The sequence below is a fragment of the Mangrovibacterium diazotrophicum genome (assembly GCF_003610535.1).
Classification (GTDB): domain Bacteria; phylum Bacteroidota; class Bacteroidia; order Bacteroidales; family Prolixibacteraceae; genus Mangrovibacterium; species Mangrovibacterium diazotrophicum.
Genome location: NZ_RAPN01000001.1, coordinates 419,849 through 443,394, shown reverse-complemented (window position 1 = coordinate 443,394; position 23,546 = coordinate 419,849). Strand labels below are relative to the sequence as shown.

Here is a 23,546-nt window from a genome sequence, read left to right as displayed (position 1 = left end):
TCTCGCTCTGAAAGTAAACTAGTCTAATTATTACCTTCTTAATTATATGTGGGCAACAAATAGAGCTTTTAAAAGAATATGGCTATTAGCACCAAGAAGGAATATAATTTACAAAATAAATTAGTTGGATAGAAACCTCAGAACCCCATATTTACGCAAAAAAATCTAGGATAGTTATGGCATCAATTGATCATAGTTTCGAAATATTTTTTTTAAATTACACATTAAACACAGCTATACTAATAAAATCACAAGCCTAAACCTTCTGCCATGGACTATTTGGAACGCATATTCCCTTTTCCATATGTCAATCAACAATCATTTGATGAAAATCGCCTTACTGGATATTGGGTCCTATTTACGATTTTGATCACTCTCTTATCGCTGATTTATATTTTGGGACGTGGCTATGTAATTAAGAGAGCATTGGCATTCAATTCCCTCTCAAAAAGCAAGTCCTTAAAAGCAACTTGGAGGGCTTATCAAAAATCTTTTTCCAGCTATGGCGCTGAATTTAAAACCCCTGTTCACGCGGAAGAATATATTAACGAAAACAACATCTTTTTTAATTTTTTAAATTTTAGACTTGTCAATAATATGTCGAGTATAATTGTCGGCATCGGAATTTTGGGAACCTTTGTTGGCCTTGCTTTTGGAATTGCCGGAATAAAAACCACCGAAGGGACAGAACAACTTGCTCAAAGTATTGATAGTCTAATGGCTGGAATGAGTACTGCATTTGTTACTTCGATTTGGGGCATGGGATTATCCCTATTATTCACTGGTGTGTTTAAGTTCTGGCAAACACGAGTATCAAGAGTTATTCAGTCAACTTGTTTCGAACTGGATGCAAAATATATGGTCTCCGAAGATGAAGTTCAAAAACAACGAGAGCAGAAACAACGGGAAATAATAGGCGAATTATTTAATGAATATCTCGTCGCAGAAACCAGTGAAGGGAAACAATTACCAAAAAATGTGTTCCGAAGGATTTTAGAGGAGTCAGAGAAACAAACAGCCTCTTTACAGTCATTCTCTGATGATTTAGCCGATAGTATCACGGCCGCAATGGAATTGTTGGTTTCAGAAAACAATACCCAAATAAGTAAGCTTATCGAGGAAAAACTAGTTCCTGTCCTAAATGATCTGAAAGCCATTAAACAGGACTCTGGCACTCAGATAATCGAGAGCGCTATCGACCGTTTAGCTAAATCAATGAAGGAAATGCTAGACGAGTTTAAAAGGTCGATTGCCGGAGACACAAAGAATGAATTGGAGGGATTGACGAAACAACTTGCTGAGGTAGCCACATCCATAACTAATGTCCCTGGCACCATGGCAGAAATATCGGGAACAGTCAAAGAAATGATCGAGACATTAAAAGAAACGGTAATTGAAAATATAAAAAATACGAAAGCAGAAGCAGCTGTTCAGAGCGAGGAAACAAGGAAAGCTTTCATCGCAGCTAAAGAAGAATATACCACTTCTATCGGAGATATTCAAGCACACATGGAGCTCATGTTAGCGAGCCAAAAGGACAACATTAAACAAATCGCAGACTTGACAAAAACCATAAACGAAACACTAACAACGAATAGTCATGTAAATAAGCAATTTGAAAATTTAGTATTTAAAACGAAGGAGATTTCTCGGACATTTGAACGTATCACTTCAACATTGAGCGATAACTCGAAGCAGATTTCGGCCTCATCTGATGATCTGCATAAATCAACTCATGAATTTAAATCTAGTATAGAAAACTATATTAAGAAAAATCATGAATTGCTCGGAACCCATCAAGAAACTTTAGGTAAAGCGGTCGAAGCTTCTGATCAATACATTAAAAAGTTCAATGTTATTGAGTCCGGGCTAACTGGAATCTTCGGGCAGGTTCAAACTGGACTACAAGACTACCAAACAGTCACAGCCCAGAATCTAAACCACTATCTGCGTGAATTTACAACACAGCTGACTAATGCTCAAAAAGGGCTAGAAAGTAATATCGCAAATCTATCTGAAATAGCGGAAGATCTAACAGAACAAATTGAAAAATATAACGGTAGACGATGAGCCAAAAATTTCTGGATATTAAAGATGATAATCAATTTGCTCTATCGACTGGGGACTTGATGGCTGCCCTGCTACTCATTTTTGCGCTATTGCTTGTCGGTACGATGCTCAAACTTCAAGAAGAATTTGATAGTAAAAGCGATGTTGCTGAACGATACAAAGAATTACAGATCGAGTTATATAACGATCTATACGATGAATTTAAGATGGATCTACCGGAATGGCATGCTGAACTTGATTCAACATTGACTATCCGATTCAAAGAACCAAACGTTATGTTCGATGGAGGAAGTTCAATAGTAAAAGAGGAATTTAAAAGGAGATTAACATCGTTCTTTCCGCGTTATATTAAAGTTTTAATGCGGAATAAATATAAAGAGCATATTGAGGAAATAAGAATCGAAGGGCACACATCCTATGAAGGACGAGTTGGGATGAGCCCGGAGGGCGCCTATTTTTACAATATGCAGCTTTCTCAGGATAGAACCAGGTCCGTTTTAAGATTTTGCCTTAAACTACTTGAGCAAAATGTTTACGAATGGACCAGAGATCGTTCAACGGCTAACGGTTTGTCATCGGTAAAACCCTTAGCCAGCAATGAAACAGAGGACGGTAGAATCCAAAACAGACGAGTTGAGTTTAGGATCAAAACAGACGCAGAAGCTCAAATAAGGGAGATGCTACGTTATGCCACTAAATGAACGGGAAATATTGAATTGGTACTTTAATCCGTCAAATATGAAATCATTTGGCGGGCGCATATTCGAAGATAGCACAAAGCGAAGTCTAGATGCATCAAAAAAAGAACTGATGGAACTTTCGGATAAAACACTGGGCAACGGGAAAATACCCACCAGCAAGAAGATGGAAGAAATCTACTGGAAGTTTCAAGGATTCAAACATCTACCGATAAGTGAATGTGCTCGGCGATTTACAAGAAGAGAAGTTCGTTTATTGATTTGGGCATTCGACTATGCGCCTGCTGCGACCGACAATATTATCCTTTTTTCGAATGATTTAGATACGGTTATCCCTTTAGTTAAATCACACTGGAAGGATTCCTTCTTGATCACTCTTTGGAAGCTTCTGGCAAGAAACTGGACCCAGCTCATCACGTATCCTCGTAATTTTAAGTTGCTGACAGAGCTGATCGCAAAAAGCGCCTACGAATACAATGGAAATCGAACTGACATAGAGAAAATAGTTCTCTCGACTGGATATTTTGAAAACACACAATCGGTTCAGCATTTTATTAGAGACCTATTTCGAAAAAGTATTCCTATTGATAAAGCCCATGAACTTGTCGGCCAAAAGGAAGAGATATTAACGTATAGCTACTTTTCAGTTCTTATGCGATCGTACATTACCAGAATTAACGGACAGACTAATTCCATTAATAAAACAGTACTCGAATCGATTTATAGATTTCTTTTAATCCATAAAAATAATGACACAACACTAATTACCTGTGCATCCATCATTAATAGTACATATTCCCATCAATACCAGGATTTAATAAAAGCTGAAACAATCACATTGATAGGCGATCCGAATAGTAAGCATAAGTGGCAATCAAGCGGCTTATCAAAGTTTGAGTTGGATGCAACAGAGCGAGCAAGAAAAAAGATTAATTCTTGGCTCAATAAAGTATTGATCGATGTTTTCTTTGAGAAGCTAGTACAAGACAAAAGGCGCAAAATTTATTGGACTAAGTACATCGAGAAGATTGACGATATTATCTTTTGCGGCAACAGATACAACTACTACTATCTTAAAAACATACAGAGAATCTCGAAACAAGTTGAATCAAGATACAAATGTACCAGCCGGAATCAAAGTACTTGTGCCATTATCATTTTTCTAAGAGAATATGTATTTGTTGAGTTCACAGATGTTGGTGCTCTGTATATCTACTTAAAAAACACCTTTGAAACAATTTTTAAGCAATTTAATGAGATCGACGACCTAAAAAAATGGAAACCAAACCATTACGCTTGCAGAAACCATCCAGCAGATCCGAATTACATATTAACAAACAAAGAAGGACGGATTACGCACCAAGGCAACTGGGAAAATCGTATAGAATCGTGGATGAATAGATACAATGATTAGAAAGACATACACAGAATCAGGCATTGAATTTGGATGCTTTAATGAACTTGAGCAAATCGTTGAATTTGACAATTGGCTCAAATCAACACCTCCAGTTCTGTTTAATACGCTAAATGATCTACGTGTTAATGGGCAACTATTCAGCATTGATAATGAAAGGCTTTTTCTTCCGTACGAAGAATTATCAAACCTGGACGATTATGAAATCGAAATATTAGAGCTCCCCCCCTATTATCCTTTCGACATTTTTATTGATATCAAAGGAACCGGGCTGAAGGATACATCCTTAAAAATCAACTGTACATTTCAAGATTTTGCCCACGGGAATGGTACTGGAAATGTGTTGGTTTTTGACCGCAAAGGGGCTTATTTAAATGGAATTATCGAATACGTACTTAATTCGGAGCAATACTTATTATTCAAGCAAATTGATAAAATTAATTCAACACATTTCCAGCATTCAAATCACGTGCTAGTGGAAATTGGTGAACTGCAACAAAAGGCAGCAGCTGCCAACGCTATCCTGTCTAAAATACTGACAGATACGTCAATTATCCCACTGGCAAAGGTTCAGTTAGATATCGAAAAAATAGATGACGATAAATACCGGTTAAAACCTGTCATTAATAATGAAGAATCATCAAAATTTCAGGAAAAATTTAATCTATTCCCCTCAATAAAACCGGAATATCACTTTAGAGATAACAATAGTAAATTTCACGTTGTATTGAAGGATGATGATGGATCAAATAGCTTGAAAAACGAACTCTCCAAACTAAAGGTTAAACAAATATATACGCAGGAGGACTTAATTGAAAACTACAATTCACCGTCCAAATTCTGGGATCAGGATCTTATTGATTTAGACCTGTTCAGCAAACGCGTAGTTGAATTAGGCATTTACAAACCCAAATTTTATCCATTCATCAGCCCCTATAAATCGGAGTGGATCCCTGGAATTGCAATCGAAGATCGGATTTCGGGCACCAGATTGGTTAATATTAAAAATGAGTCAGAGCTATTGGAATTAAAAGAGAAGCTGGCAGAAGCCAGTTCAAGAGGGTCTAAGACTTTTCAGTTCAAAGGCGAGGAATTAGAAACCAAGGAAGTTGAGTCATTCATTCCTACTTTTGAAGACCAGCTTAGAAATCCGTCGTCCCCAATCACCAAAGACCAGTCCGATGAAAGGACAGAGCTAAATCAGCCCAAAGTGCTTATTATAAAAGAGAACACAGAGCTTCTTGAATATGATGAATCATTGAATGTATGTGAGATTGATAAATTTAACTTTGAATGTATTGACAACCTAAGTAAGGACATCCAACTAAAAGATCATCAGATAGAGGGTATTGCTTGGCTTCAAACATTGTACCTCCCACCCAACTCGTTTCCAGGTGTATTATTGGCTGATGACATGGGGTTGGGGAAAACACTGCAAGTATTGTACTTCATAGAATGGTACATGCAAAAGCAGAAGCAAAATCCGATTCTAGTTGTTGCTCCGGTCTCTTTACTGGAGAACTGGCAAAACGAATATTCCAAATTCTTTCCTTCGCCGAGCATGGAAATTATTACTCTTTGGGGTAGCCGACTCAGACAGTATGTTGATATTAACGATTGGGAATCAACCAGAAGCAAACTAAGCGTAAATGCTATATTCCTAACAACGTACGAGACTGTCCGCAAACAACAGGTGTTATTGGGAATGATTGATTGGGGTGTCATCATTTTGGACGAAGTGCAGAAGATAAAAACACCAGGGACCCTTGTCACCAATGCAGCCAAAGCATTAAAATCAGATTTCAGGATTGCAATGACCGGAACTCCCGTAGAAAATAGTTTAATGGATCTGTGGTGTATTATCGATTTTTGTTGCCCCGGCTTACTCTCTAATGCCTCTGATTTTGCGAAGAAGTATCATACCCCTCAGAAACAGCAAAATACGCGCTCTGTGGAATTATCAAACCAGCTTCGGACTGAAATCGGAAACGCATTATTAAGGAGAATGAAAAATGATGTCTTAAAAGACTTACCCTCAATTAACTTCTATATCCAAAAGGAAACCATGCCCAGGGTGCAGTATAACGCCTATTTAAACGAATTGCAGTCTGTTAAAGAAAATTCAACCGGCGGAAACGATATACTCCGAGTCTTGCTAAATCTTAGGACAATTTCAGATCATCCTCTGTTAAAACATTATCAGCTTGAAAATTTGCCAACAGATGAGTTGATTGAAACATCTGCGAAATTGAGAAAAGTCATTTCGCTACTTGCCGAAATCAAAAGTAAAGAAGAAAAAGTCATTTTATTTACTGAAAATAGATCGATGCAACGGGTACTTAGAAAGGTACTACACGATAAATACAATCTCTCTGCATCAATCATAAATGGAGAAACACCAAGCAGCGTTACAGACAAAAAAAGAGGTAGATTATCACGACAACAAGAGGTGGATAAATTTCAAGCTGAAGTAGGCTTCAATGCAATAATCATGTCTCCCCTAGCGGCTGGGTTTGGCTTGAATATAACCGAAGCGAACCACGTCATACATTACTCAAGACATTGGAACCCAGCCAAAGAACAACAAGCAACTGATCGGGTATTCAGGATTGGTCAAAAAAAAGAAGTCCACGTCTACTACCCGATGGCAGTTGCTCCTGATGACGAAATCAAAACCTTTGACATTATACTCAACAATTTGCTGTCCCGGAAAACTGATCTTGCTCAGATAACACTTTTCCCGACCGAACAAATTGAAATTAGTCGAGAAGAAATTTGGGATTCAATGGGATTTGATGGCTCAAAGGCAAAAGAAAAAAGAATTAAGACAATTTCAGAATTAGATCGGCTACAACCATTGGCGTTTGAAGCAGTTATTGCCGTGCTAATTGAGAAGATAAAAGGAGGAAAGACCTACCTCACTTCAAAGTCAAACGATAAAGGGGTCGATGTAATTCACTTCTGTGACAGTATGAATTATTTAATCCAGGTAAAGCACAGCATTAATAATCAAGGGATAACTCCAGGTCAAGAGGTTTACTATGCTTTGGGGAAGTTTAAAGAAAAATTCAACAAAGAGTTTAATTTGCAAGCTATCACGAATAGGTATTTTACACCAAATGCCATAGAATTTGGCCGATTGAATAATGTAGAACTATTAGACCGCGATACGATCAAAACCTGGTTAATGCAGGTTTCGGTAACTACTAATGAAATTGATGGAAAGATGAATGAAAGGATTTAGCAAGTGCATAACTCAATCGTGTATATCTTAATAACCTAATGGAACCCCCACAAAGTAAAAACCTTCTGAATGGCTAAGCAAGACAATTATTATTATATAAGTTCCGAGATGGATCGATATAAAACCAGCTTTTTCAAATGGAATGAAAGATACAGTTCTGAAGTGGTCGAAAACTATGAGTTAGTTCAAGCTATTGATATCTGTCTTATTAAATTGGGCGAGAAACTAGATAAACCGAAAAATGAAAGTTTCAGAAAAGTAAAGCCAGTACTAAAAGAAATATTCAACGACCATTATGCTGGAGCGCTAAGTATTGTTGCTAAAAAGGTGGTTACGGATTGGGAGTTCTACCTCACTCACAATAAGGTAAATTGGATTAAAGTGGAGGCTTATAGTTCACTAGGGGCTCAAGTGAAAGGATGTATTCAATTTGAATTGGTAAATTCAGGTGAACAACTAGAAGTTTCTTTGTTTTCATCAAAGCAATTAAGGGGCAGACCTATGGCGAGAAAGAAAGGATCCCCTATCAGCCACGAGTTATTCATGCAATTTCTTAATCCGTTACTGAAATTTCTGTCTGACCACAACAGTATTTTGATTTACTATGAAGAGTTGTGTGATAAATTCCTGTATTTAGCTGGGAAAAGGGAAAATTCAGCTAATCTCTTTGATGTTTCGCCTGAAAAATCTTTTGATCAAATCATTTCACAGCTAATGCAGCGAAAAGAGGTAATTGAAAAAAGACTTATTGAGAATGACGATGACACCAAAGACGAAAGACTACATCTTCGTGGAGAATTAGCTGGAATTGAGTATTCACTTAGAACAATCAATATATACCAATAGCCTCTATCGATAACTAATGAGGGGTACATAAGACAGGTTTTTCTTTGCATGACTGGAAATTTGCTTTTCCTACATTTCCTACAAATCCCCTCTCCTATGTTGATAATTATCCTGTTTTTTGTTTTTTATGTTTATCTTTTCTTTAGTAAATTGCCATACTTAGCCTTGTCATCGACTGTATTAAATATGTTTTTGGCAAAACGAATTAAAGAATTAAGAGAAGGAAAGGACTGATTTAATGCTAACTGATTGCTGAATTGGATATTAAGACGCTATGTTTCGGGAAATTGAAAGAGGTAATCTCTGAGTAAAGAGAAAGCAAATTGTTAAATAGATAGATTTTATCAGATAATTGAAAGCAAACTACTGATGCTATCGCCGACAGAGCAGGTTTATGAACCGAATAAAAATGAAGAAAGAGCAATTCGTAGAGCAAAATCGAATTAATAAAACTAAGAAAACGTGTCAACCAACAAAAACGCGACTATACGATACCAGGCTTTGGATAGATGTTTTCGGAATCCGGGTAGAAAATATTACATCGAGGATTTAATTGACGCATGTAATGACGCTTTATTGGATGTTGACCCAAAATCTTCAGGGGTAAAACGACGTCAAGTATACGAAGACATAAAATTCATGCAGGATTCAAAAGGTTTTGATGCACCAATCGAATCCTTTAAAGATGGTCGAAAAGCATTTTACCGTTATACCGACTTGAGCTTTTCGATTAACAGCCAACCTTTAAACGAGCAAGAAGCGCAACAATTAAAGGAGTCCTTATTAACGCTTTCCCGTTTTAAAGGGATGCCTCAGTTTGACTGGGTGGAGGAACTAACAGCCCGCTTGGAGCAAACTTTTAATCTCAAAACTGATGATAACATACTGAGTTTTGAAGAAAACCCATTTTTAACCGGGCGCGAGTACATTGGTGATATTTATAACGCCATTGTCAGCAAAAAGGTGCTGCTAATAACTTACAAACCATTTAAAACAGAAAGAGAGTTATTATTTGAAATTCATCCCTACCACCTGAAACAGTATAACAACCGCTGGTTTTTATTTGGGTTGAATAACGAATATGGAAGCATCACGAACCTGGCGCTTGACCGCATTCAGGAAATCAACGAAAGCAAAACAAAATACATCGCAAATACAAAAATTGACTTCTCTGACTATTTCGACGACGTTATTGGAGTATCAGTAGATGATGCGCAGGAACCCCAAAAGGTAGTTTTAAAGGCCGATGATGACCTGTTACCTTACATCACGTCTAAACCCATTCATGGTTCACAGAAAATAAAAAAGGATGAAGACGGAACCCGGATTGAATTAAAACTTCAACTGAATTACGAATTGGAATCAACGATTTTTTCTTTCGGTGAGAAAATTGAAGTATTGGAGCCAGAGGCTCTCCGAGCAGCTATTACAAACAGAATTAAAGTATTAAATCAAAAATATTCGACCTGTGTATAATCACTGCACAAGTCATTATTAACCTTGCAAGATGAAAAAAATAGGATTCAAAAATTTTAGACGATTCGTCAAACTTGAACCTTTAGAATTAGGTGAAATAACCCTCATGGTTGGTAAAAACAATTCGGGGAAATCAACTATAGTGAAAGCACTCTTGTTGGTTCTCGATTACCTTCGAAATCAGCAAAAAGACACATTTTCATTTGCGAGTGAGGTATTGAACGACGCAAATATTGTAACCTACGAAAGAGCACTGTGTCAAAATTCTGAGTCAGGTTTCATTGATTTCCATTTTGAAATTGAGGATTATAGTGTTGAAATCTCGTTGTGGCCGGAAGAAGATGCAGATTATACGTTTGCAAATGTCCACACCGTAAAAATTACAGATGAAAAAAATAAAATTGATTTTCTATTTGACCATGTGTCCGAGTTTGTTAGAATTTCAAAACAAGTATCCTACGCTGTAGGTGAGATGGCTATCGAGATTGTAATAGACAATATTCGAGAGAGTGTAATAAAATATAAAAAGGAATTAGAAGGAGTAAGCAAAACGTCAAGAGAAGGACTAAACCTTATCAACCAAATCAATTTATTAAACATGAGACTCGATGAACTCGAATCGAGACCGAGAAGAACAAATGACACAGAAATCAAATACAACTTAGACTATCCGTTGAAGGATTTTACTATCGCATCAACCGAAGAAAGTCCCCTGGAAGAAATGGTAAGTGACTTTCTTTCCCGTAATCACGACCTGCGTGTTTTTTATATCGGAAAAAGAGAAGATTCTTCAGTATTAGTGAATGAAGAAAACGAACAATTTGAGCAAATTAATGCTATCGACGCGGATAGACATAACATTAAGAACTCAATTTCAAAATTCGTCAATCTATTGAATACCAAAAAAGTATTCTACTTAGGGGCAAATCCATCAAAACAGTCAGCACTTTTCTACTTGCGTGATAAGCAGAATGCTTTAGGGCAGGCAATACACCAATTTTACCAGTTAAAAATTCAGAAAGGTCAACCGGAATATATATTCGTCGAAAAATGGATGAAACGCTTTGAAATCGGCGACACATTCGACATTAATTTCATTTCAGGAGAAGCATACGAGTGCTTCATAAAAAATGGCGATGTTGAAACACATTTGGCAGATATGGGCATGGGCTCACTTCAATTAATGCAGCTGTTTTTCAAAATAGCAACCATGCTCCGTCACTTCAAAGCAGAAACCAAAGGCATTAACCTGATAGTCGAAGAACCCGAGTTAAACCTGCATCCTGCTCTACAAAGCGAACTTGCAGATTTCTTTTTTGAGATTAATGATGAATTTGGTATAAAATTCATTGTAGAAACGCATTCTGAATACATTATACGACGCACCCAGGTTCTTGGGCTAAAAAATGGCTTATTTACCACCCAGGAAACAAACCCCAATCCTTTTACAGTTTACTACTTCCATCTTACCGAAGGCCCTTATCAAATGAATTATACGGCTGAGGGTAAATTCGATAGAAGTTTTGATGGTGGATTTACAAATGTTGCGACCAACTCTACTAAGGAAATGTTGAAATTAAACAGGCATGTAAGATGATTAATATATTTTCAGAGGTTTCAGCAATCGAAGAAATCTTTGATTCTGGCGAGTACCCAAATTGGAAAAAAATAATTGGAACCCAAGCGAACATTTATTTAAATATCGATCAGGCTACTTTGGACAGAGAACTAGAAGGTGATGATAACGAGGAAAGCTTTTTGTTTCTCTTGTATCACGAAAATGATGCGATTAAGAGACCGTCTGCTTTCGGTGACCAATTTCAGTTCGCGGATAATACAGCAACAATGGTTGATCACCCCTTTGGAATATTTATTTTGGATATCGATGAAGACAAGGCAAATGAATTAGGTTCTCAATATGGCATTCAAATCTATTCCTCCCGTAAACTATCAGATATTCAGGATTTTGAAATCGACTTTGATTTTGAAAAAGATGAGCTAATTCAGTGTAAAGACGGTGTTCTAAAAGGGTATGGATTTGTTTTAAATAGTTTTAAATCAGAGAGGTCAAACAGTACTGTAATTGTAGACAGAAATCTATTTTCCAATGAGGAGCGCACGGAAAATGTAGGAGTTGCTAACATGGTCAGATATTTTGACTGCATTTTACCGGATGTGCTCCTAGCATCCTTTGATATTCTATTTGTCTTAGAAAGCTCCAGAAAGTTTGAAAATGAAACATTCAGATTACGGATAGTAAAGAATATTACTGATAGTATTCAAAAATTAAGAGGTTATTCAATCAATGTAGAGATCTTATTAGTGCACCGTTCTACTGTAATCTTTGAACATACTCACCAAAGAAGAATATTAAAAAACTATCATTTTGGAAATTCAGAACATGGGTTTGCTATTTTTTCGGTTTCCAATCAAAAAAAGATTAGAAATGATAATGATTTTAATTTACAAGCGCAGTACCACTCTCTGCTAAATACGATGCCGAGAATCACATCTGATAAAAAACATAGTAAATTAATTAAGAGGTTGACAGAGATCAGAATAGAAGCAGAAAGGCAATTAGATAAGCAAGGGCAAAATGACAGGTATTACAGGCTATATTTAAATGGAACTGAATCGGCTTTAATTGTAAACCGACTTTTAAATTAACCTATGCACTTCCACCGCACACATTAAAACTATCTTTGCAGTGTCAATAAAAGAGAAAATAAAAGCATACTATGAGCAACGAAATAAATAACAATAATAAAGTCGAAGTAGGATTCATCTGGAGAATTACAGATGATGTTTTGCGTGATGCTTTCAAGAAAAATGAAATCGGCGACGTACTCCTCCCCTTTGTGGTGATTCGCCGACTCGATTGCATCCTGGAACCCGTGAACCAAAAGGTTCGCGATGCCTACAACAACTTTCACGATAAAGTAGCAGAGGATAAACTCGACCCCATTTTGCGTAAAGCTGCCGGAGGTTTGAAGTTTTACAATACTTCGAAACATACCCTCAATTCGTTGAAAGACGACCCGCGCAACATCGAGATTAACTTCAATAACTACCTGAATGGTTTTAACCCTGATGTACGTGACATCCTCGACAACTTCCAGTTCGATAAAATCGTTGCCCGCCTGATTAAAAACAAGCTGCTTTATGAAATGATTGATGCGATCTGTCGGGTAAACCTAAATACCGACAAGATTGACAATCACGGCATGGGTTATGTGTTTGAAGAACTCATCCGTATATCGAACGAACAAAGCAACGAAACTGCCGGGGAACACTTTACCCCACGCGATGTAATTGCCTTGATGAACGCCATCATTTTTGCGCCAGAAATTGCCGAACTCAGCCAGCCCGGAATCATTCGTACCATTTACGACCCCGCTTGTGGTACTGGTGGTATGGTAAACTTGGGTAAAAAGTACATCGAAGACGCCCTGTTCGGTAGCAGCGACCATAAACCGGTGATTAAAACCTACGGGCAGGAAATTAACGAACAATCATTTGCCATTGCTAAATCAGAAGCCTTAATTACCGGTGAAGATGCCAACAACATCAAACACGGCAACTCCTTTTCCGAAGACCAGTTTGTGGGAAAACACTTCCACTACATGATGGCGAACCCGCCTTATGGCGTAACCTGGAAGAAGGACGAGAAATTTATCCGAAATGAAGCCTTAAACCCTGCCGGGCGTTTCTATGCCGGACTGCCGCGCACCAGCGACGGCCAGCTCTTATTCCTGCAACACATGATTTCCAAAATGGAACGCGAAGGCAGCCGCATTGGGGTTGTTACCAACGGTTCGCCCCTGTTTACTGGCGATGCCGGAAGCGGCGAAAGTGAAATTCGTAAGTGGATTATCGAGAACGACTGGCTCGATTGTATTGTGGCGCTGCCCAAAGACCTTTTCTACAACACCGGCATTAACACCTACATTTGGTTTATTACCAATAAAAAGGAGGCCAGACGCAAAGGAAAGGTGCAGTTGATTAATGCAGCGGCCAACATCGAAAAAGGTACCAACGGGAGTAAAAAGGTGGAGTACCTATTTGCCAATCCTATGAAAAAGAGTTTGGGCAACAAGCGAAACCAAATCGACGACCAGTATATTGCACAAATTACCGAACTGTACGAGCAGTTTGAAGAAGGCGAATACTGCAAAATATTCGATAACGACCACTTTGGTTACTACCAGTTAACCATTGAACAACCGCTGCGCGACAAAAAAGGCCGCGTGCAAACCGATAAAAGCGGTAACCCAAAACCCGACAGCAAAAAACGCGACAAGGAAAACGTGCCTTTAACGGCCGATATTGACGACTACTTTAATGCAGAAGTACTGCCCCATGTACCCGATGCGTGGATTGACATAGACAAAACCAGGATTGGTTACGAAATCAACTTCACCAAGTATTTCTACCAGTACAAAGGATTGGAAAGCTCCGAAACCATTGCCGAAGACATTAAAATCCTTGAATATGGTAACCCGGAAAGCGGTGAAAAAGGAATTGTTGACCTTTTAAAAGACTTACTGGCGTAATGAAACGATACGAGAAATATAAGGATAGTGGAATTGAATGGTTGGGCGAAATTCCTGAAAATTGGAAGGTGGTAAAAATTAAACATGTCCTTGATAATCTGAACCATCGTAGGATTCCTTTAAGCTCTGTGGAAAGAGGAGATATGACAGAACACATTTATGACTATTATGGAGCGTCTGGGGTAATTGATAAAGTCGATAATTTTCTCTTTGATGAAGAGACAATTCTTATCGGTGAAGATGGTGCAAATCTATTGTCAAGAAGTAAACGCTTAGCGTTTATTGCATCAGGGAAGTATTGGGTAAATAACCATGCTCATATTCTAAAACCAAAAGATGGAAGTATTATTTATTTTTCAGAATTGCTTGAAACGATTGACTACACCCCTTTAATTGTAGGTGCCGCGCAACCTAAGCTTACCCAAGAATCACTTATGAATATTGAGGTAATAGAACCGCCTAAAGACGAGCAAACCGCCATAGCCTCCTACCTCGATCACAAAACCGCTCAAATAGATGCATTAATTGAGAAAAAAGAGCAACTCATTGAAAAGCTCAAAGAGCAACGCCAGGCCATTATTAACGAAGCCGTAACCAAAGGCTTAAATCCCAAAGCTCCATTGAAAGACAGTGGCATTGAGTGGCTGCGTGAAATACCTGAGCATTGGGAAACAACTAAATTAAAATATATTGGAGAGTCTATAACTGGTATTACATATTCTCCTGATGATGTTGTTGATTCGGGAGAGTACCATAAATTGGTTTTAAGGTCTTCAAATATACAAGACGGCAAGCTAGAGCTAACCAATAATGTATATGTCAATAAAGAAATTAATCCTAAATATTACACCCAAAATGGAGACATCCTTATTTGTTCTAGAAATGGTAGTAGGGATTTAATAGGTAAGAATATCAAAATTGACGAAAGGGTTAGTGGAGAAACATGGGGGGCTTTTATGACTGTATTCCGTTCAGAATTTAACGATTTTGTCTATTACTTCTTTAATTCACAAATTTTCAAAGCCTTATCAAGTTTGTTTCTTTCATCAACAATCAATCAACTAACGATAGGTGTTTTAAATGAATTTGTTATTGCTCTTCCCAAAGACAAAGAAGAACAAAAAAAAATAGTTAAATATTTAAATGAGAAAACATCTAGTTTAGATGATACAATTTTCAAGGTTCAAATATCGATAGAAAAATTCAAACTTTACCGTCAATCCCTAATTTCAGAAGCCGTTACCGGCAAAATTGATGTGCGGGATTGGGAGACAATAACAACAAACTAAGACTTATGACAGCAAAACAATTCGGAGAAATATTAGCCGACATGTATCACAACGCCCCCGGTAAAGAACAGGTAACCATGATACATTTATTCGGGATTAAATATGCCAGCCAAATCGATTCCGCTGGATTTACAGCCGCCCAAATCATCGAGGCATCAGGCATCAATAAATCATACGCAACCGAACTCAGCAAGGGCAAAAAGCTGGCGAAATATGTAAAAACAATCATTTAATACAACAATACTTCGAAACCTTTAGCGTGTAATAAAACAATTCGTGCTTGCCGTTCACAAAGGTTGCGACCGGCAAATTGATTTGAGAAAAACCAAAAAACAACCCCAATACACCCTCACAAACATGACCAATTTCAAAACTAAGCCCGTTTGGGAACTTGAAGATTATCACTTCTTTATTGACGACTACCAACGGGGCTATAAATGGACGTCGGTGCAAGTGCTCGACTTGCTTAACGACCTGGCAGCATACGATAGAGCTCGGGAGAACTTTTACAGCTTACAACCGCTGGCTGTAAAAACAATGGATGTAAAAACAATGGATGACAAGATAGGTGATAAACAGTTTGAAACAGGCACTGTAAAATGTTTCGAAGTGATCGATGGTCAACAGAGGTTGACAACCATTTTTCTGATATTGAAGGCACTAAGCAAAGATAAAGATCTATACCAGATAAGTTATCAAACGCGTGAAAGCAGTGCTGACTTCCTAAACACTATTCGCGAAAAGGTTGGCGAACTCCCCTTTTCATTCAGTTTTGCTGGTAAAAAATACGAACAAGCTATCAGTGAATTGAATAAAGCACTACTTAGTCAATGGAATATTCAGTTTGACGGAGGTACGTTCGATAATATAGACAACTATCATTTTTTCGCAGCCTACCTGGCTATCAAATCATGGTTAGCAGAAAAGGATGATAATTTCAAGAATGTGTTTATCGACAAGTTATTGAACGATACTCATTTTATTTGGTACCTCGACGAAAGCAAAGCGGATGCAAAGAAAGTTTTCCGTAACCTGAACAGTGGTAAAATCGGGTTGACAAATGCAGAATTGATCAAAGCCCTCTTCATAAACAACCTTCAAAACCCGAATAAAGAAATACAAGAGTTACAGCAGAATAGCTTTGCAAACGAATGGGACGAAATTGAGCAAACGTTACACAATGACGACTTTTGGTTTTTCATAAACAACAGTACCGATGCCGGTAAATACCAGACTCGCATCGACTTTTTGTTTGATATTGTCATAGAAAAACCTTCCGGAGAGAAAGATAAGCTGTACACATACCGGTGGTATGCGAATGATGAAAGTCGTTTGGATTGGAAACGGGTAAAAAATCACTTTTTAAAACTACGAGAGTGGTATAACAACCGAAAATGGTATCACCTTGTCGGCTATATCATAGATCGAAAGTTTGCAACAACAAAGCAACTCATCGATTTAAGCCATGTGAATAGTGATGGTAAGGGAATTTCGAAATCGGATTTTGAAGAAAAGCTATACGAAATAATTCGAGAGAGATTCAATAGAGTTAAGGATGATCGGGCAAGTCACGATCTCGAACAAATTACTTTCGAAAATGATTATGACGAAGTAAAGAATGTGTTGTTATTATTCAACATCGAACAGTATCAACGCAATGTCCCGGGATTTCGGTTCCCATTCAAAGCCTTTAAAAACACCCCCTGGACAATTGAACACATTCATGCCCAAAATGCCGATGATATTGAAACGATCGGTGAATTGAGTTCATGGATTAGTGATGTAAAAGAAATAAAACAAGAAATAGTTACACAGAAAGTTAAGCTAGAAAAGCAGGTCAATTTAAATCACCCCCAGCAGGATGAGATAGAGATGCTATCCGATAAGCTCAAGAACTTTAATGAAAACATAGGAAAACGAATAGAAGAGTTGGCTATAGACATAGAGCAGGCTGAAGCCTCCGAAAGTTTCAGTGATGAAAAGCGAACTCAACTAAAAGCTGCGATGGAGGATGTCAAGGAATTTCTGGATGTTCATAAACTAGGTAATTTAGCACTTTTAGATGGACCTACGAATAGTGGCTTAGGTAAAAAACCGTTTGCACAAAAGCGAGACTATATACTCGAAAAAGATGAACAACCATGGGTTCGAGCAAATGGTGACAAAGCCTCACCCTCAAAAGTGTTCATCCCCCCGGCGACTGTTCAGGTATTTTTAAAATACTATACACGAGAAGTCACCCAATACGATTTGTGGGGCTATAAGGATAGAACCAATTATTTGAGCGAGATAAAAAATACATTGAAACCATATTTTGAGAAAGCGGAGGTAAAGCATGTCTAGTAACTATACATTTTGGGATCTAATCAAAGAGCATCGCATTGAAATTCCAATTATACAACGTGACTATGCGCAGGGACGCAAAAATACACAGTCGACTGAGATCCGTAAAAATTTCACACAACAAATTAAGGAAGTACTGGATAACAAGCAAGCTACCTTGCACCTCAATTTTGTTTATGGCAAGTTAAACGGTAAACAAAACGCGGTTAAGCTTGCTGAAAACAAGGAAGCAGTGAAAAGCATGCTTGAAGCCGTGAGAACCTATTCGAGAAACCTGGAATTAGACATTTTGTGCGAGGTCAAAGAACCACAAGCGATCCGAAATGGTAATTTTCAATCTTCGTTTGTCCCATTAGACGGACAACAACGACTAACGACTCTTTTTCTGTTGCACTGGTACTTGATGCCGCAAAGTGAAGAAAACTCAACTATCCTGAAGAAATTTAGTTATCGGATTCGCCCCACGTCAAAAGATTTTTGCGAAGCTCTTATCGAAAACAAAGTCGAGTTAACCCAACTAAAAGGAGCAACCATTTCCATGAAAATAAAAAATGAAGCTTCCTGGTTTTACGACTACTGGAAAAATGACCCCACAGTAAGAGGGATGCTTCGTATGTTGGATCAAATCGATGAGACTTTTGGTGGCGAAAATCAGGAAGTATATTGGAGCCGTCTGGTGAATGACCGGGCAATAACGTTTGAATTTCTTGATCTGGACAATCTAAAGTTGACCGACGAGTTGTATGTTAGAATGAATGCTCGTGGTGTTGCATTAACACCCTTTGAGAACTTTAAAGCCTGGCTCATTGAATATTTGCAGGAAAATCAAATACAGGTTGCCAAATTCGGACAGAAAAATTGGGTGGAGCTGATGGATACAACCTGGACTGACCTTTTTTGGGCTAATAAGGACGACGATAATATGCTGATTGATGAAGAGGTAATGCGTTACTTCAGAAACATGATGCAAATTTTCCTGGTTCAACAAGACAACTTTAACCCCGAGGCTGATAATAAGAGGGATACGCCTGAGAAAATTAAAAATGCCCAAAAACAACGCGATACTGCAGCTTTGTTAGCTACTCAAATCGATAAAGAGACAAACGAGTATAAGTATATTCCAAACTCGTTTTATTTGGAGCATAATCTCCTAACCATAGAAAACTTAAATGAGCTATTTTCATCTATCCAGAATTTGTCGAAACAGTCATTTGATATGGCGAAACTTGATCAAAAGATTCAAGCAGAGGATAGATCTATTTCACTAATAGGAAAGGATCGCGGATCGATCTTCAGACGATTCATTGATAAGGAGACTAGCTATTCAGATAAGGTCTTATTTTACGCTTTGCATGTATTTCTACAAAAAACAAGTCAATCTAATGGAGAACTCGAAACCGATGCTTTGAGAAGTTGGTTGCGGGTTATTCGAAATCTGGTAGAAAACACAACAATCGATAGTGTGCCTCTTTTCAAAAGATCGATAAGCACAATTAAGAGTCTGGAAGATCAGACATATCATATTTATGAGTACTTAAATGAGGATAAAGTAACCCTTGTCGGTTTTGACGGTTATCAAAGGGCCGAAGAAATTCTTAAGGCAAAGTATATTTTGATGGATCAGAGTTGGGAAAATGTATTCCTAAAGTATGAAAATCACCCCTATTTTAAGGGACAAATAAAATTTTTGATCGAGTTAGCTGAATTGGAAGTGACTCCGATGAGTATTGTGGTTTTCGAAAAATATGCAGAAAAGATGGCTGCTATTTTCGACCTAAAATTGGACAAACCCAATACCACAAAATTTGAGCGCGCCCTGTTGACAGAGAATGTAGACAATAGTAATACCGGTTATCTCTTTGGGGTGAATAGTAATCAATCCTTCGGGACAATGAACGATGCCAAAACTTCGTGGAAGAATAAGGTATTCCGAAGTCCTGAGCGACTCAAGGCAATAAAAAGTTTGCTTGATAAAATAGGAGTAAATAATATTGAAGCGGATATGCAAAAAATATGCGATAGCTATGATATGCCGGGATGGAAATGTCAGGTAGTCCATACACCGGAGGCCGTAACGGCTTGCGGCCAGCGGATGATTCGGTATTGGGGCGAAAATAATATACGCTTGTTGGGCAGTTCGGCTACAAGTCACTACCACTCGGAACTCTTCTCGTATTGTTTAGACCAAAAAATCCGAAAGTTACTTCATTCCAAAAACTTGGACATTTCTCCGTTTAGAATAGGTAATTATGAATATGTGAGAAGTGCCAGCCACCATGCCTATGCCAGATTGGAGGCCAATATCAATTCTTCAAAATATGAATTGCATCTGCATTTTGATCACAACAATCTGTTGCCTGGCGATACTTTTATGCCCTTTCCTTATGAAATCGCTTTTATCAATACCGATAAGATGAAGCGGGAAAAACAGTACTATCCACCTGTTATCAGGGAGGCATTGGAAAGAAATGGATTTATATGGAAGGACAACCAAGACGTGCAGGGGTACTGGATATCGGCATCAACAGATGAGGAAATCCTCACTAAGCTTAATGTACTCACAAACGAACTAAGCCAAGTCGAATGCGAACCCGAACTGATAAAATAGTACAAAATGGCAACCGGAACAAAAGAAATAGACTTTGAAGCACATATCGAGAATTACCTGGTAAACGCAGTAAAGGAATATCAGCCCCTCTCTCCTGCTGAATACAACAAGGAATTGTGCGTTATTCCCGGTGAAATTATTGCTTTCATTAAGGAAACCCAGCCCGAAAAATACAAAGCACTCGAAGAACAGTACGGCACAAACGTCGATAACCAGATTGTGAGTAATGTCGCCCGTAATTTGAGCATGCATAAAACCTTGCATGCGCTGCACCACAAAATCAAAGACCGTGGGCAGGCGCTGGATTTAGTCTATTTTCAACCGGCCAACAACAAAACGCCCGAACACGAGGAGTGGTACAAAAAGAACCGGCTGGCTATCGTCCGTCAATTACAATACTCCAACAGAAATACCAACGAAATTGATATAGTGCTTTTCATCAATGGTATTCCTGTCGTTACCATGGAGCTGAAGAATGCTTTAACGGGGCAAAACCATCACAATGCCATCAAACAATACATGAAAGACCGGAATCCTAAGGGAGAAGCATTCCTGGAGTTTCAGCGTTGCTTGGTACATTTTGCAGTGGGCACCGAAAAGGTATTCATGACAACACAGTTAAAAGGTGAATCGACTTTCTTCCTTCCCTTTAACCAGGGCTTGGAAAACAAAAACGAAAATGGTTTTGCCACCGCCTATTTATGGGAAGATGTATTACGAAAAGATTCCCTGTTGGATTTGATTCAGAACTTTATCAGTCTGCAAACCGATAAGGAAACATACTTTGACGATAAAACGGGCTCTTTAAAAGAAAAATCTTCTACCAAGTTACTGTTTCCACGTTTCCACCAGAGGCGCATTGTTAACCGCATGCTGGATGCTGTTCGTTTGGAGGGGATCGGTGGCCGCTATCTGGGGCAACATTCTGCAGGTTCAGGGAAATCAAACAGTATTACATGGCTGGCTTATCGGTTGTCTGGCTTTTATCAAAACTATACCGACGATAAAGCGCTATTCGACTCCACAATTGTTGTAACCGACCGCCGGGTATTGGACAAACAAATTCAGGAAAACATCCGTCAGTTGGACGATACTCCCGGAGTCGTTGCATATATAGATGAACGTAAAACGAGTCAGGACCTCAAACAGGCTATTCTCGATGGGAAACGTATTATCGTAACAACACTTCAGAAATTTCCGGTAATTTCCGAGACAATAGCCAAACTACCGAATCGAAATTACGCCGTAATTATCGATGAGGCACACAGTTCACAATCAGGTGATGCAGCCGGACACATGCGAAAAGCGCTGTCGCTTGAAGTGGCCGAAAAGATTGAAAGCGAAGAAAAATCACTTTCTGATATTATTGAAGAAGAAATTAGAAGCAAAGGAGTTCAAAAAAACATTTCCTTTTTTGCCTTCACAGCTACACCCAAACCAAAAACCATTGAGCTATTTGGAACGGTGAAAGAAGATGGAACGAAAGAACCTTTCGACATCTACTCGATGGAACAAGCCATTAAGGAAGGCTTTATCCTCGATGTTCTAAAAAACTACACTTCATTTAAACGTTACTACAAAATTGTAAAGCGTAGCGAAATACCGGACAAGGAATACGAGAAGAAAAAAACAGTCCGTTTACTGGGTTCCTATGTCGATTTGCAAGACCATGCTATCGAAAAAAAAGCCCGGATTATGATTGAGCATTTTGTTTCTCAAACACAAAACGAAATTCAGGGAAAAGCAAGGGCAATGCTGGTCACACGCTCCCGCCTCCACGCAGTTCGGTTTAAGCGCAAATTCGACGACATCATGCGTGAAATGAAATTGCCCTATGGTGCTCTCGTAGCGTTCTCTGGTACTGTTCGCGACGATGAAACAGGCATGGATTATACCGAGGCTAACATGAATAACCTTCAGGGAAAAATAAGCATCCCTGAAGCGCTTAAACTACCCAAATACCGCATTCTGATTGTAGCGAACAAATACCAGACAGGCTTCGATGAGCCACTATTGCACACAATGTTTGTAGATAAACAATTGGGCGGGACAAGTACAGTTCAAACCCTAAGCCGTTTAAACAGGACTACACGGGGGAAAGACTCAACCATGGTGCTCGATTTTGTGAATGACCCCGAACTGGTGCAGGAAGATTTCCAGCAGTTCTATGGAAAAAACTACATGGAAGAAGAACATCAAACCGATCCCAACGCGCTTTATGATGTCCAAAATAAAATAGACGGATATAATTTACTGTATCAAAATGAGATAGATGTCTTTGCAAATATCTTCTTCCGAAAAGGCGATAATTATGAGAAACTTCAGCCCATTCTTAATGAAGTATGCCGGAGGTATGAAGAGCAATTAGACGAAGACCAACAAAACGGATTCAAAGGCGATGCTAAGTCTTTCGTCAAGCTATACCGTTTTTTACGAGGCATCATAACCTTTACAGATATTGAACTGGAAAAGTATTACGTGTTCCTGACGGCTTTAATAAAGAAACTTCCTTACATCAAATCGAGCTTGCCATTGGACGTTTTGGGCGAAGTGGAGCTTCACAGCTATAAAATCCAGCATAAATACACCACTGACCTTGAACTAACATCAGCCGACGGAAGCATGGAGGGAATGAAACCAGGCAACGGAGGTAAGTCCCCTGTCGAAGAACTGGATTTTCTGACAAACATTATAAAGGTTTTGAACGAAACTTTTGGACTCGACCTCACAGAGGAAGACCGGGTGGATTTCGAGCGGATGAAAGAAAATATCTATTCAAACGAAGAGTTAATGAGTTTCTTTAATCAACATAACTCGAAGGACAATATTCAGGAAAAATTCAATGAAGAAATCGACAGTGAGCTGCTGAATTTCATCAATACCAAACTTGAATTTTACAACAAACTTTCTGAGGACAGAGCAAACACCATGTTTAAACGACTTTGGTTTAATGAATTGTATGATAGAAAAGTGAGAGGTGTAAGGCTTTAATTAAAAGGAACTAG

At 38.4% G+C, this 23,546-nt stretch carries 14 protein-coding genes; all 14 read left to right on the top strand.

Translation table 11 applies throughout. The features are described from left to right. The first annotated feature begins 270 nt into the window (after window positions 1-270). Window positions 271-2,070, top strand: a complete 1,800-nt coding sequence (locus BC643_RS01900) for a MotA/TolQ/ExbB proton channel family protein (RefSeq protein ID WP_120271483.1) — start codon at window positions 271-273, stop codon at window positions 2,068-2,070. Continuing rightward, entirely contained in the window at window positions 2,067-2,771 is a 705-nt protein-coding gene (locus BC643_RS01895; protein WP_120271482.1) for an OmpA family protein, read from the top strand. The genes BC643_RS01900 and BC643_RS01895 overlap by 4 nt, the downstream gene beginning before the upstream one ends. A 37-nt stretch (window positions 2,772-2,808) precedes the next feature. Then, window positions 2,809-4,182, top strand: a complete 1,374-nt coding sequence (locus BC643_RS01890) for an EH signature domain-containing protein (RefSeq protein ID WP_170154421.1) — start codon at window positions 2,809-2,811, stop codon at window positions 4,180-4,182. After that, a complete protein-coding gene (locus BC643_RS01885; RefSeq protein WP_120271480.1) occupies window positions 4,175-7,426 on the top strand; it encodes an SNF2-related protein in 3,252 nt (1,083 codons plus the stop codon). Before BC643_RS01890 ends, BC643_RS01885 begins: the two co-directional genes overlap by 8 nt. Window positions 7,427-7,495: 69 nt before the next feature. Further along, window positions 7,496-8,272 (top strand): hypothetical protein, encoded by a 777-nt coding sequence (locus BC643_RS01880; protein ID WP_120271479.1) that lies wholly within the window; start codon window positions 7,496-7,498, stop codon window positions 8,270-8,272. Window positions 8,273-8,734: 462 nt separating this feature from the next. Continuing rightward, window positions 8,735-9,748 carry a helix-turn-helix transcriptional regulator gene (locus BC643_RS01875; RefSeq protein ID WP_120271478.1) on the top strand — a complete coding sequence of 338 codons (1,014 nt, stop codon included), beginning with the start codon at window positions 8,735-8,737 and terminating at the stop codon, window positions 9,746-9,748. Window positions 9,749-9,779: 31 nt separating this feature from the next. Continuing rightward, complete coding sequence (locus tag BC643_RS01870; protein WP_120271477.1) at window positions 9,780-11,345, top strand: AAA family ATPase; 1,566 nt, start codon at window positions 9,780-9,782, stop codon at window positions 11,343-11,345. Beyond that, complete coding sequence (locus BC643_RS01865) at window positions 11,342-12,415, top strand: hypothetical protein (protein WP_120271476.1); 1,074 nt, start codon at window positions 11,342-11,344, stop codon at window positions 12,413-12,415. The genes BC643_RS01870 and BC643_RS01865 overlap by 4 nt, the downstream gene beginning before the upstream one ends. 71 nt (window positions 12,416-12,486) lie before the next feature. Beyond that, window positions 12,487-14,301, top strand: a complete 1,815-nt coding sequence (locus BC643_RS01860; protein ID WP_120271475.1) for a type I restriction-modification system subunit M — start codon at window positions 12,487-12,489, stop codon at window positions 14,299-14,301. Continuing rightward, window positions 14,301-15,590: a restriction endonuclease subunit S gene (locus BC643_RS01855; RefSeq protein WP_120271474.1), complete on the top strand. Its 1,290-nt coding sequence runs from the start codon at window positions 14,301-14,303 to the stop codon at window positions 15,588-15,590. The genes BC643_RS01860 and BC643_RS01855 overlap by 1 nt, the downstream gene beginning before the upstream one ends. A 5-nt stretch (window positions 15,591-15,595) precedes the next feature. Further along, window positions 15,596-15,823: an HTH-like domain-containing protein gene (locus BC643_RS01850; protein WP_170154420.1), complete on the top strand. Its 228-nt coding sequence runs from the start codon at window positions 15,596-15,598 to the stop codon at window positions 15,821-15,823. Window positions 15,824-15,947: 124 nt separating this feature from the next. Beyond that, window positions 15,948-17,933 (top strand): DUF262 domain-containing protein, encoded by a 1,986-nt coding sequence (locus BC643_RS01845; protein WP_170154419.1) that lies wholly within the window; start codon window positions 15,948-15,950, stop codon window positions 17,931-17,933. Continuing rightward, the gene (locus tag BC643_RS01840; protein WP_120271472.1) at window positions 17,926-20,541 is read left to right on the top strand and encodes a GmrSD restriction endonuclease domain-containing protein; all 2,616 of its coding nucleotides are present in this window, start codon (window positions 17,926-17,928) and stop codon (window positions 20,539-20,541) included. Before BC643_RS01845 ends, BC643_RS01840 begins: the two co-directional genes overlap by 8 nt. Before the next feature lie 6 nt (window positions 20,542-20,547). After that, window positions 20,548-23,532: a type I restriction endonuclease subunit R gene (locus tag BC643_RS01835; RefSeq protein WP_120271471.1), complete on the top strand. Its 2,985-nt coding sequence runs from the start codon at window positions 20,548-20,550 to the stop codon at window positions 23,530-23,532. Window positions 23,533-23,546 lie beyond the last annotated feature (14 nt).

What these genes read in the sequence shown, in the direction of transcription:
- BC643_RS01860 (WP_120271475.1), top strand. Translation starts at nt 12,487, where the DNA reads ATGAGCAACGAAATAAATAACAATAATAAAGTCGAAGTAGGATTCATC.
- BC643_RS01835 (WP_120271471.1), top strand. Translation starts at nt 20,548, where the DNA reads ATGGCAACCGGAACAAAAGAAATAGACTTTGAAGCACATATCGAGAAT.
- BC643_RS01850 (WP_170154420.1), top strand. Translation starts at nt 15,596, where the DNA reads ATGACAGCAAAACAATTCGGAGAAATATTAGCCGACATGTATCACAAC.
- BC643_RS01870 (WP_120271477.1), top strand. Translation starts at nt 9,780, where the DNA reads ATGAAAAAAATAGGATTCAAAAATTTTAGACGATTCGTCAAACTTGAA.
- BC643_RS01885 (WP_120271480.1), top strand. Translation starts at nt 4,175, where the DNA reads ATGATTAGAAAGACATACACAGAATCAGGCATTGAATTTGGATGCTTT.
- BC643_RS01865 (WP_120271476.1), top strand. Translation starts at nt 11,342, where the DNA reads ATGATTAATATATTTTCAGAGGTTTCAGCAATCGAAGAAATCTTTGAT.
- BC643_RS01880 (WP_120271479.1), top strand. Translation starts at nt 7,496, where the DNA reads ATGGCTAAGCAAGACAATTATTATTATATAAGTTCCGAGATGGATCGA.
- BC643_RS01895 (WP_120271482.1), top strand. Translation starts at nt 2,067, where the DNA reads ATGAGCCAAAAATTTCTGGATATTAAAGATGATAATCAATTTGCTCTA.
- BC643_RS01845 (WP_170154419.1), top strand. Translation starts at nt 15,948, where the DNA reads ATGACCAATTTCAAAACTAAGCCCGTTTGGGAACTTGAAGATTATCAC.
- BC643_RS01890 (WP_170154421.1), top strand. Translation starts at nt 2,809, where the DNA reads ATGAAATCATTTGGCGGGCGCATATTCGAAGATAGCACAAAGCGAAGT.
- BC643_RS01840 (WP_120271472.1), top strand. Translation starts at nt 17,926, where the DNA reads ATGTCTAGTAACTATACATTTTGGGATCTAATCAAAGAGCATCGCATT.
- BC643_RS01900 (WP_120271483.1), top strand. Translation starts at nt 271, where the DNA reads ATGGACTATTTGGAACGCATATTCCCTTTTCCATATGTCAATCAACAA.
- BC643_RS01855 (WP_120271474.1), top strand. Translation starts at nt 14,301, where the DNA reads ATGAAACGATACGAGAAATATAAGGATAGTGGAATTGAATGGTTGGGC.